The following is an 11,563-nucleotide window of genomic DNA, read 5'->3' on the forward strand; positions in this document are numbered from 1 at the left end:
TCGGGGTGTTGTGAAGAAGTCAATTTAAGGATTTGTGTAGTTGCGGATGGTTTGGAAGGCGCGGGCGATGAGGCCAGAGTCCTTGCCGCGGGAGGTCTCCATTCCGGAGTTGAGGTCGAGGCCGGCGGTGCCGACGGCGAGCGCTTCCTCCAGATTCTCGAGGTTGAGTCCTCCAGCGAGGAGGGCCGGGATATCACGTGGAACCGTGGACCAATCGAAGGTCTGCCCCGTGCCGCCGCGGCCGGTGTCGAGAACGAGGAGATCCGCGTCTCCGGCAAGCGCCCGCGCCAAGTCCGGGGCATCCGGCGCCGTCATGTCGATGGCACGCCAGACAAAGTTCGAATGCTTGCGGGCCTCCGCGATGAGCGCGCGCTCGGCTTCGACGCTCCCCTGATACGGGGCATGCAGCTGGATTGCGTGGATGCCCTCGAAGGCAATCTCCGCGAAGTTGGATGTGCGGCGCGAGACCGCAACGTAACGCAGCCCCGGCTCGTGGCTGATGATCTGTTCCGCAGTTTCACGTGAAACATTGCGCGGAGAGTCCTCCTCGAAGATGAGTCCGCCGTAGATGGCACCGGCCGCACGAGCCGCCTGCGCCGCGGAAGGAGTGCTGAGTCCGCAGACCTTATTGTCGCCGTAGACGAGGCGGCGCGCGGCCAGGTCAATGTCCGGCTGGCTCGTCAGTTGAGAGCCGACGAGGAAAGCGTTGGCGTGGCCGCCGATGCGACGCACCGTCTGGTTATCGCGGATTCCTGACTCGGAGACAATGATCTTGCCTTGCGGAACATATTCCGCGAGCTTTTCCGAACGCGTCAGGTCGATGCTCAGATCGTGGAGGTTCCGATTATTGATGCCGATGATGTCGACGCCGAAGGCAACGGCGCGGTCGACTTCCTCCTTGGTAATCGCCTCCGTCAGTACGTCCAGTCCTAAGGAATCGGCAAGGGCTTTGAGCTCGGCGTAGGTCTCGTCGTCGACGATGGACATCATCAACAAGATGGCGTCAGCACCGTAGTAGCGCGCGGCATAAACCTGAATCGGGTCGATGATGAAGTCCTTGCACAGCACCGGCAGATGTGTGGACATCGCGACGGTTTGCAGATGATCATAATCGCCGCCGAACTTATCGGGCTCGCACAGTACCGAAATTGCCGAGGCATAGCGGGAGTAGATGCGCGCGATGGCACCCGGCTCGTAGTGCTCGCGGATGAGCCCGAGCGAAGGCGAAGAAGACTTGCATTCCATGATGAAGCGGTTGGTGCCATTCAGGGCGTCGTAAAGCGAACGCTCCGACTTCGGCAGGTTCGCCAGATCCACGTGGGCGATGCGCTCACGGATCTCCGCGAGGTGGGTGCGACGCCCCGCGACGATCCCTTCCAACACCGTTGGCAGCTTAGGCATAGTTGGCCTCCTCGTGGGTGCGCAACCACCCGGCCACCTGGCCGGAGTCGATGATTTCCTTCGCGTGGGCGACGCCCTCGGCAATGGTGGAGGTCTTGTCGTAGAGATAGAACATCGCGCCCGCCGCGGCGACGATGGCATCGCGGTGTGCGGGCTTGCCCTCCCCCGCGAAGACGTCGCGAAGCAGCTGCGAATTCTCCGCGCCGTCGCCGCCGACTAGGTCTGCGAGCTCGTGGCGTTCAATGCCGAGGCTTTCTGGCGTGACGTCATATTCGCTGATCTCGCCATCCTTTAGCTCCCACACGGGGGTGTTTCCGTGGACGGCAATCTCATCGGTGCCAGCACCGTGGACCACCAACGCGCGGGTGCGGCCTAGCTCCTTGAAGACTTCCGCGATGAGGCGTCCCTGCGCGGGGTTGGCGATGCCCATAATCTGAAACTCTGGGCGGCCCGGAGAAAGCAGCGGACCGAGGGTGTTGAAGATGGTGGAGATGCCGAGTGCTTTGCGCACCGGCTGCACGTGTGCCACCGCCGGGTTATAGGCCGGGGCGAAGAGGAAGGTGAAGTTGGACTCCTCAAATTGGCGCACGGCGCGCTCTGGGTTGAGGTCTAGCGGAATGTTCAGTGCCTCGAGGACGTCGGCCGAACCCGACTTGGAAGAAACCGAGCGGTTGCCGTGCTTGATCATCTTCACCCCGTCGGAGGCTGCGACTAGCGACGCCGCGGTGGTGATGTTGATGGTATTCGCGCCGTCACCACCGGTGCCCGCGGTGTCCATCAGGCCCTCGCCGGTGATCGGGAAAGGGCGGCCGGCCTTCAGGAAGGCATGGGCGGCACCGGCGACGTCGGCAAGCGTCTCGCCCCTGGTGCGGATGTGGATGAGCAAAGCGGCGATGTGAATGTCGTCGTACTCGCCGACGGTCAGCGAAGTAAAGACCTTCCCGGCCTGTTCGAGGGTGGGTTCGGCGGTGTTCAAGTACTCCTGGAGTAGCTTCAGTGCGTTCTCGTCTTCCATTTAGTTGGCCTTTCCAAATATGTATTTCGCGGACAAATACTCGATGCAGCGTTCCAGCATGATGGGCCCGGTGGGACTAAGTACGGACTCTGGGTGGAACTGGACCCCGAAGGCCATCTGGTCCTCGGTCTCGGCCGCCATGACGACGTCTCCGATGGCGGTCGCGGTGGTAGCCAGCGCCCGCATTTCTGTAGGGATTTGCTTGCAGCCCAGGGAGTGATAGCGCGCCACTGGGACTTGGGTGCCGACGTAATCCGGATTGTCCGGCTCGGAGTCGACGGCGAGCCCGGTGAAGATGGGATGTTTCGCGCCAGCTTTAGTGAGGGTCATCCGGACCGACTTGCCGTGAACCGGGCCGCAGGGCTCGACGGTGCCGCCGTGGTGATCCAGCAGCGCTTGGAAGCCGAGGCAGATGCCAAACAACGGGATCTTCCCCAGCACCTTATCGATGAGTTCCGCCATGCAGCCGGCCTCGCGCGGGTGGCCCGGGCCTGGGGAGAGACAGATGATGTCGGGTTCCGCAGCCAGGATTTCTTCAACCGAGACGGTATTGCGGAAGATGGTCGTGCGGTAGCCGGCGAGTGCGTCGACCAAGTTGTAGACGAAGGAATCGTGGTTATCGATGAGCACCACGTGCGGGGAATGACTCTGCGTGGAATAAGTCACCGGACAACCTCCAGTTTTGCGTTATGAGCGAGTGCGATGGCGTGCAGCACGGCATAGGCCTTGTGCAAGGTTTCATCGGCTTCGGCCTGCGGCACGGAATCGCGGACAACGCCGGCGCCAGCCTGAACCACCGCTACCCCGCCTTTCACGTAGGCGGAGCGGATGACGATGCAGTTATCCATGGAGCCATCGCCCTTCAGGTATCCCACTGCCCCGCCGTAGGAACCGCGGCGGGCTTTCTCGGTTTCGCGGATGAGTTCCATTGCGCGAAGCTTCGGGGCGCCGGTGAGGGTGCCCATGTTCATGCATGCGCGATAGGCGTCGAGGGCGTCGTAGTCCTCGTGGAGGGTGGCGGTTACACGTGAAACCAAGTGCATCACGCGGGAGTAGCGATCCACCTGGAGCAGCTCGGCGACCTTGCGAGTCTGTGGGACGGCCACGCGCGCGAGGTCGTTGCGGGCCAGATCCACAAGCATCGTGTGCTCGGCAACTTCCTTGTTATCCGTGCGCATCTCGAGCTCGTTGCGGATGTCGAGTTCGTGGTTGATGCTGCCATCCTTGTTGAGCCCGCGCGGCCGTGTGCCGGCGATGGGATAAAGCTGAACCTCGCGGCTTGGGGCGTCGAACTTTAGGTTGGATTCTGGTGAGGCGCCGAAGAGCTCATAGTCCGCGCCGCGCACGTAGAACATATACGGCGAAGGGTTCGTCTCGCGCAGTTGGCGGTAGGCGGCGAAGGCGTCGGGGCAATCGAGGGAAAATGCGCGGGATGGCACCACTTGGTAGATGTCCCCCGCAGTCACGTTATTTTGTAACTGTGACACAATGGCGCGGAACTTGGAGTCGGTCATCGAAGCTTCCGCAGCGAGGCGATCTCGGTTCGGTGCGGGTTCTAGACTTTGCGGCTTGATGGATGCGAGCTCTGCCAAGCTTGCCGACGCCGCTTCCTCGCTCAGGTCGACCGCATGCAACGCGGCGGTCTCTGCGGCGTGGTCGATGGTGAGGAGAGTCTGTGCGACGACGAACTCATAATCCGGATAATCGTTCGGCCCCTCCCCTACGGCGGGCAGTTTCTCGAAGGTCTCGAGATAGTCATAAGCAAAGCCGCCGCCGACGAATGGAAGGGCGCCATCCGGCGTGGAGTATCTGGCATCTAATTGAAGGGCACGAAGTACGGCGGCGGTCGAAACGTCGCGGAGGCGCTCGCGCTCGTCGCTCTTCGCGGAAAGGCTAAAGGCGAACGCCTCGCCATCGAAGTACTCGCCAAGCTGATCCTTGAGGCGCTCCATCATTGCCTCGCCCACTTTAGTTAGTGGCGTGGCTGTGACACGCTGTCCCCGGCAGGTAACTTTCAATGCGGCCTGGAGAACTGCGATGCAATTGAGGTTCTTTTTCGACTCGATGTCGGCGGCTTCAAGGAGGAGGCTATCCTTCGGCTGCGCGAGCCGTTGGAAAAGCAGGGATGCATCCTGCTCATAAGGTATCGCTCGGGAGGCGGTATGGAAGACCGTTCTGGAGGTAGGGGTTGGTGGCATTCGTGGTGGCCTTTCGCGGCTAAATGTTGTCTGTAGCTTTTAAAGTTTTGAAGCTTTAGATTTCGCGCCGCGTGCGCCGTGGTGGTTATAAAACCACGAAAGGCCCGCATAGCGCGAGCCTAAATCTTCTGGGTTCGAGTGAACCGGCCCGCAGTTACGCGAGCCACCACCAGTTCTGGGTCTTGTTGGTCAGAAGTTGCATGAGACACACCATAGCATGAGTGTGTGCTACGTGTGTGGTTTCGCGCACATTTTATGCACGAACAAAATGAATGCTCCGATGTATGGTTGTGAGCATGAGCACACTTGAATCCAAACTCGCACCACTTCAGGAACAGTACTCGGAACAACTAACCAAGCGTCGTGAGGAAGCGGCCGAGACCTTCAAGCGTTTCATGGAAGTTCACGGCGACGATGAGAAGCTGAAGAAGCACAAGACATGGCAAGCGCCATATGTCGACGCCTTCGCCCGTGAGGTCGCTCCGAAGCTCAGTTTCGATGAGGTTGAGCTCGTGCTCGGCCAATCGCTGGTGGAATACCACGGCAGCGATTGGCTCGTGGTTGGCGAGAACGATGGGGAGCCAGTCCTCGCTATCTTCGATCCGGGCCGCCGTAGCGCTGCCGTTCCCCGCAACTACGCCCGCGAAATCGTGGAAGGAAATTGTCCCAAGTTCTTCGGCCTCGACTGGGTCCAGGTCTGGGACTTTGAGCCGGATGCTCCGGAATATGCTCCGGGCAAGCCCATAGCGGTGATAGAACAAATCGTATTGAGTGCCGCTTTCTATCGCGCGTTGAAGCACCCAGAAGAATCTTCTAACGAGGTCTTGGATAAGGTCCTTCCAGAATTTGAAGCTGCCGATCTCCGCGAGAAGGGAGCGGAGCTGAACCGCCAGCCGCTCGCGGAGCGTCTGGAAGCGCTCCTGGCTAAGCACTCCTAGGCGCTGCTAACGCTAAACGCCCCGCGTAGTGTTTCACGTGAAACACTACGCGGGGCGTTGTTTGTGGCTGCTTTTTGAGCCGTTGCTTACTTGGTTGGCAACAGCGCCTTGTCGAAGTAAGCCTCGACCGCCGCGACGTTATCAAGCGGCAGTACCGCACCGACGTATTGGTCTGGACGGACGATGATAACGGCGCCCTCGCGGGAGATTCCGCGGGCGTCGAAGATGTCGCGCTCGCCAGGCAGGGCGTTGAATACGTTCTCCCAATTGGGGATATGGAACTTGCCGTTAAGGGGGCGGAAGAGACGCGGGGCGTCCAAGATCTCGTAATCGTGGTGGTTGGTCTGCTGGTAGATGGCCTTGACGTCGAAGTAGGTGTTCTCGTCGGCGTCAGCGGGAGTGAACTTGGCCAGAACCTCTTTCATCCGCTCGGCCCAGGCGCTGAACTTGGATTCCTCGCCGGCCTTCGGGGCGTCGGCAAAAGCGTAGATGCGGTAGCGGCCGTCTGCGAAATGCTGGTGGCCCAGGTGCTGCTGAACTGCGTCGCAGCGGCGGAGAACCTCAAAGGACTTAAAACGCTTGCCCACCGGGAAGCCAGTGGCCAGTTCTTGATGCTGGGTGTCGCCGACGATGATGTTCTCCTCGTACTGGGTCATCATGCCGGCAGCGAATTCCTCGGCGGCGACGTAGTACTTCTCCACCGCGCATGGATCCTCGAGTTCCTCCGGCGGGGTGGCCATAAGGGTGGACCATTCCTTATCGAAGTTGATGAGGTTCTGTGCGGCTGGCTGGCGCTCGCCATGGTAGGTGCTCAGCAGCTCCTCCGGCGCGCGGCCATCCAAGACGTGACCAAGCTTCCAGCCGATGTTGAAACCATCCTGCATGGAAACGTTCATACCCTGGCCCGCCTTCGCGGAGTGGGTGTGGCAAGCATCGCCGGTGAGGAAGACGCGCGGGGAATCGTTGTTGTCATCAAAGGCATCGACTAGGCGGTGGCCTACTTCGTAGACGGAGTGCCAAGCCACCATCTTCACATCGATGAAGTAAGGAGAGTAGATCTCGTTGGCCTTCTCAATGATCTTCTCGATTGGCGTCTCGCGGATCTTGCCGTTGTCACCTTCTGGGACGACGCCCAAGTCGACGTAGATGCGGCAGAGGTAGCCGCCCTCGCGCGGGATGTGGAGGATCGAGCCAGCCTTGGAGTGGATGGCACACTTGGTGCGCCAATCCGGGAAGTCGGTATCGACCACGACGTCCATGACACCCCACGCGTGGTTGGCCTGATCGCCGTTTAAGCAACGGCCAATAGACTTGCGCACGCGGGACTTGGCGCCGTCCGAGCCAACGACGTACTTGGCGTGGACCGTGCGGGGATTGCCGTTCTCATCTTCGAGCTTGACGGCAACGGGGTATTCGCCCTCCCCTACCTCGAGCTCGATGAACTTCCAGCCATAGTCCGGTTCGATGCGGCCCGGGGCGCGGTGGGCAAAGCGGGCGAAGTAATCCAGAACGCGGGCCTGGTTAACGATGAGGTGTGGGAACTCGGAGATGCCACCCTCGTCATCGACGGGGCGGGCGCCGCGGATAATGTTCTCGCGGTTTTCTGGATCCGGGTTCCAGAAGGACATCTCGGTGATCTCGTAGGCTTCTTCGGTGATTTCCTTGGCTAAGCCGAAGGCCTGGAAAGTCTCCACGGAACGGGACTGGATGCCGTCTGCCTGGCCCAGGATGAGGCGGTGCGGGCGGCGCTCGATGATGCGAGTGTTGACGCTCGGGAACATTGCCAGCTGTGCAGCCGTGATCATGCCCGCCGGCCCGGAGCCTACGATGAGGACGTCCATGGTGTCTGGCAGTTCGCTGGCGCGGTCGACGCCGTAACCTGCGGGCTCGAGGACGCGGGGGTCTTGGGAAACATAACCATTGTGGTGGAACTGCACTGTGATCTCCTTGTTGGCCAAGATGAAGTGGATGGGATGCGGGTGACTTAACTCAATGCATTTAGGGAGTGTGATCTAAGTCCTATGTGCGGAATCATATATGATGCCGCAGTTTTCTACAATGAGCATTCAGATTTGCGTGGAAACGCTGGGGATTTACTTGCTGAAGATGAAGTGCCCGCGCGCTTGCGCGGCTTCGTGCTCTGGGCCAAGAGGGATTCCCTTGCGCTCACGGAGGATGAAGGTGCACACGAGGCCAACCAGCGAAGCCGTGACTAGATAGCCGGATACCGCGAAGGTGGTGCCCGTTGCTTCGACCAGGGAAGCCGCAATCATCGGGGCGAAAGCTCCGCCTAGGACCGAGCCGAGGGCGTAGGTGATGGAAACGCCCGTGGCGCGAATGGATGCCGGGAAAAGCTCGGCATACATGGCGGACTGGGCGCCGTAGGTCAGGCCCAGGCCAAAGGTTAGCGAGGTCAGTGCCAGATAGAGCAGCTTGAGATCGCCAGTGTTGACCAGAGGGAAAAGCGCTGCGGCGCCGAGCGCCTGAGCGATAAAGCCGATGAGATAAGTCGCGCGGCGACCAATTCGATCGGAGATGGCACCGGCAAACAACGTAAAAAGTGCCCAGGTAAACGCGGAAAGCGTGACGGCATTCAGGACGTCGCCGCGCGCGAGCGCAACCGGACCGTCCGGGTCGGTCGCGTACTTCTGGATGTAGCCGCCCGTGGTCATGTAGCCCACGGTGCCATTGCCTGCGAAAACCAGTGCTGCGGTGAAGACTAGTGGGAAAAACTTCTTGAACAGAACGGCGAAAGGATGTGGCGTTTCTTCCTCTTGGCGCTCGGCGATTTCCTCGAAGACTGGGGATTCGTCAACGCCCATGCGGATTAGGTAACCCACCAAAACCAGCACGAAGGAAAGCAGGAACGGTACACGCCAGCCCCAGGCCATGAAGGCATCGCCAGGCGCGATGGTGTTCATGATTGAAAGAACTCCGGAAGAAAGCAGCAGGCCAGCCGGCACGCCCACCTGGGGTCCGGCGCCATAGAGCCCGCGCTTATCGACGGGCGCGTGCTCCACCGCCATCAGCACCGCACTGCCCCACTCGCCGCCGGCAGAAATTCCTTGGATGATGCGCAGGGCAATGAGGAGGATCGGCGCCCAAACGCCAGCGCTATCGAAGGTGGGCAGGATGCCGATTAGCGTGGTGGCGCCGCCCATGGCGAAGAGGGTGACCATGAGAACCACGCGACGGCCAAGGCGGTCGGCGAAGTGGCCGGCGAGGAAAGCGCCGATTGGGCGGAAGAGGAAGGAAAGGCCAACCGTAAGGAAGGAGATGATGGTGGCCAGGCCGCCTTCCAGCGGGCCGAACATGAGCTTGTTGAATACGAGGCCAGCTACTGCGGCGTAGAGGAAGTAGTCGTACCACTCGATGGCGGTACCGATGGTGGTCGCGGCGACAACCCGGCGGCGTTCGGCCGTCGTGATTGTCGGGGCGGCAGTTGCTTGCGACATGTTTTCCCTTTCTAGTTGTGGCTTGTCGTATACCTAACCACTTATTGTGAGTTGAACCACTTGCGGCGTTGGTAGGGATAATATACGATTTGGGCAAACATTTGAGAGAAAAGAAGGATTTTTCATGGCTGTACCCCAATTTCTGCCTGAGAAACCGGGCAAGATTATTGCCGTGCACGTGGCTTTTGAGTCCCGTGCCGCTCAACGTGGTCGCTGGCCCAAGACCCCGAGTTACTTCCTGAAGGCGACCAGTACCCTGGCGGAATCCGGCGGCGTCGTCGAGCGTCCGGCGGGCACTGAGCTGTTGGCATTTGAAGGCGAGATTGCGCTCATCATTGGCAAGCCGGCTCGCAATGTCACCTTGGATGAGGCTTGGGGTCATGTTGCCTATGTAACTGCGTCCAATGACCTGGGGCTTTATGATTATCGCGCGCAGGATAAGGGATCTAATACCCGTTCCAAGTCCCGCGATGGTTATACGCCGATTGGGCCCATGCTTATCGACGCCCAGAAGATCGACCCCGCCTCGTTGCGCCTGCGCACCTGGGTTAATGGCGAGCTGGCGCAGGAGGGTACCTCGTCTGAGAAGGACCTCATCTTCCCTCTCGCGCAATTTGTCGCGGACCTCTCCCAGCACATGACTTTGGAGACTGGCGATATCATCCTGACGGGCACCCCGGCGGGCTCCACCGTGATCAAGCCCGGCGATGTCGTCGAGGTCGAGGTTGACGTACCGGGTGGCGAGACCTCCGGACGTCTTAAGACGGCAGTCGTAGAAATCCCGGCTTCCTTCGATTCGGCTCTGGGCAACCTGCCGAATGTCGATGACAAGCAGCGCGAGGATGCCTACGGCGACCGTGAGTCCGCTGGGCTTCCGCCGCTTGCCTCTTCCTCCTCTTCCGAACTTTCCGCGGAATTGAAGCGGAAATTGGAGGAGGCGCCCACCGCCGGACTTTCGGCACAGTTACGAAATCGCGGCATCAACCAATCCGTCATCGAAGGTGTCTATCCACAGACTCCGGGCACCAAAATGGTGGGCGTCGCCCGCACCCTGCGCTTCGTTGCCGGGCGCGAAGATCTCTTCAAGAGCCACGGCGGCGGCTTCAACGAGCAGAAGAAAGTCTTCGACACCGTGAAGGAAGGCGAAGTAATCGTCATCGAGGCTCGCCAAGAGCCGGGGTCTGGCACCCTGGGCGACATTCTTGCACTGCGCGCGAAGACCCGCGGCGCGGCCGGTGTTGTCACCGATGGCGGTGTGCGCGACTACGAGGCGGTCCGTGAGATCGGCTTGCCCGTCTTCACCCAAGGCGCGCACCCATGCGTGCTCGGCCGCAAGCATGTTCCGTGGGATAGCGACATTGCTGTTTCCTGTGGCAACGCCACCGTTATCCCGGGAGACATCATCGTCGGCGATGACGACGGCGTCATCGTCATCCCGCGCGAGTTGGCTGAGGAGGTAGCAGACGCTGCGCTTGCCAAGGAGCATGAGGATGACTGGGTGGCTGGGCAGGTCAAGGCCGGCGCAAGCCTCGACGGGATGTTCCCGCCAAAGGGCGCCAACAAGGAGGCCTACCTCGCCTTTAAGAATGGGGGTGGTCAATGAGCCTCGCGGAAAGCAAATCCCAACAGGCCTATAACTGGATAAGCCAGCAGATCCGCACCCGCGGATACGAGCCAGGCCACCGCTTGGTTCTTACAAAAATTGCAGAAGAACTCGATGTCAGCGTCGTGCCAGTGCGCGAGGCGATCAGGCAGCTCGAAGCCGAAGGGCTGGTTACCTACGAGCGCAATGTGGGCGCGCGAGTAACCACCCACAACCGCGAGGCTTACTACGAGTCCATGGAGATCGTGGCCACGCTTGAGGCCCGGGCAACCGCCCAGTCCGCTCCTTTCCTCGAAGCCGCGGACGTCGCTAAGGCGCGGGAGCTTAATCAGCAGATGCGGGAGCTTGATGTCACCCACGACCCAGACGAGTTCACCAAGCTCAACAAAGAATTTCATAGCGTGCTCTTTGCCAAGTGTCCCAACGAAAGGCTTGTAAAGCTGGTTTACGAGCAATGGGACCAACTGGAATATCACCGCGTTTCGACCTTCCGCTACATCCCGGAGCGGGCGTTGGACTCGGTGGAAGAACACGAAAAGCTAATCACCCTCATAGAGATCGGCGCCGAGGAAGCATACGTGGAAAAGGTTGCACGGGAACACCGCTTGCAAACCTCTCGGAGCTATCGGGCAAAAAACGCCGAAACAGACACTGCAAACGCAACCTAGATACCCAGACTTAAAGGAGAACCCTAAAGCCATGAGCATCAACAACGACGCCGCGAAGCCAAACGACCTGCCAGAGAAGATCCTCCACTACATCGATGGTGAGTTCGTTTCCTCCATCGACGGCGATGAATTCGACGTACTGGATCCGGTAACCAACCAGAACTACATCAAGGCCGCCTCCGGCAAGCCGGCCGACATCGACAAGGCCGTTGCTGCCGCCAAGGCTGCCTTTGAGCGCGGCGAGTGGTCCAAGGCTCTCCCCCGCGAGCGTGCTCGCGTCCTCAA

Annotated in this window: 10 protein-coding genes; 4 read left to right on the plus strand and 6 right to left on the minus strand. The window is 60.2% G+C overall.

Features of this window, described 5'->3' with window-relative positions; translation table 11 throughout:
* Positions 1-24: 24 nt before the first annotated feature.
* Genes trpCF through HMPREF2935_RS07020 form a run of 4 tightly spaced genes read right to left on the minus strand, consistent with a single transcriptional unit; the run spans position 25 to position 4,614 of the window.
* Positions 25-1,401: a bifunctional indole-3-glycerol-phosphate synthase TrpC/phosphoribosylanthranilate isomerase TrpF gene (trpCF, locus tag HMPREF2935_RS07005; protein WP_070732544.1), complete on the minus strand. Its 1,377-nt coding sequence runs from the start codon at positions 1,399-1,401 to the stop codon at positions 25-27.
* Positions 1,394-2,416: an anthranilate phosphoribosyltransferase gene (gene trpD, locus HMPREF2935_RS07010; protein WP_070732546.1), complete on the minus strand. Its 1,023-nt coding sequence runs from the start codon at positions 2,414-2,416 to the stop codon at positions 1,394-1,396. Before trpD ends, trpCF begins: the two co-directional genes overlap by 8 nt.
* A complete protein-coding gene (locus HMPREF2935_RS07015; RefSeq protein ID WP_070732548.1) occupies positions 2,417-3,082 on the minus strand; it encodes an anthranilate synthase component II in 666 nt (221 codons plus the stop codon).
* Positions 3,079-4,614 (minus strand): anthranilate synthase component 1, encoded by a 1,536-nt coding sequence (locus HMPREF2935_RS07020; RefSeq protein WP_070732550.1) that lies wholly within the window; start codon positions 4,612-4,614, stop codon positions 3,079-3,081. Before HMPREF2935_RS07020 ends, HMPREF2935_RS07015 begins: the two co-directional genes overlap by 4 nt.
* Positions 4,615-4,910: 296 nt before the next feature.
* Between HMPREF2935_RS07020 and HMPREF2935_RS07025 the strand changes: the two genes are divergently transcribed.
* Positions 4,911-5,552 carry a hypothetical protein gene (locus HMPREF2935_RS07025; protein ID WP_070732552.1) on the plus strand — a complete coding sequence of 214 codons (642 nt, stop codon included), beginning with the start codon at positions 4,911-4,913 and terminating at the stop codon, positions 5,550-5,552.
* An 86-nt stretch (positions 5,553-5,638) separates the two neighbouring features.
* On the opposite strand, the gene HMPREF2935_RS07030 is transcribed toward HMPREF2935_RS07025, so the two are convergent.
* Positions 5,639-7,489, minus strand: coding sequence for an FAD-dependent monooxygenase (locus HMPREF2935_RS07030; RefSeq protein ID WP_070732554.1), 1,851 nt, complete (start codon positions 7,487-7,489; stop codon positions 5,639-5,641).
* A 156-nt stretch (positions 7,490-7,645) separates the two neighbouring features.
* Positions 7,646-9,007, minus strand: a complete 1,362-nt coding sequence (locus HMPREF2935_RS07035) for an MFS transporter (RefSeq protein WP_070518284.1) — start codon at positions 9,005-9,007, stop codon at positions 7,646-7,648.
* 124 nt (positions 9,008-9,131) lie between these two features.
* Between HMPREF2935_RS07035 and HMPREF2935_RS07040 the strand changes: the two genes are divergently transcribed.
* The 3 genes from HMPREF2935_RS07040 to HMPREF2935_RS07050 all read left to right on the plus strand — a co-directional run.
* Entirely contained in the window at positions 9,132-10,610 is a 1,479-nt protein-coding gene (locus HMPREF2935_RS07040; RefSeq protein ID WP_062042838.1) for a fumarylacetoacetate hydrolase family protein, read from the plus strand.
* Positions 10,607-11,278 carry a GntR family transcriptional regulator gene (locus tag HMPREF2935_RS07045; protein ID WP_070732556.1) on the plus strand — a complete coding sequence of 224 codons (672 nt, stop codon included), beginning with the start codon at positions 10,607-10,609 and terminating at the stop codon, positions 11,276-11,278. The genes HMPREF2935_RS07040 and HMPREF2935_RS07045 overlap by 4 nt, the downstream gene beginning before the upstream one ends.
* A 31-nt stretch (positions 11,279-11,309) precedes the next feature.
* Positions 11,310-11,563, plus strand: a 254-nt coding sequence (locus tag HMPREF2935_RS07050) for an aldehyde dehydrogenase family protein (RefSeq protein ID WP_141756031.1), incomplete at its 3' end; no start/stop codon positions are given.

Origin of the sequence: Corynebacterium sp. HMSC076D02 (assembly GCF_001813815.1) — a bacterium.
GTDB classification, from domain to species: domain Bacteria; phylum Actinomycetota; class Actinomycetes; order Mycobacteriales; family Mycobacteriaceae; genus Corynebacterium; species Corynebacterium simulans.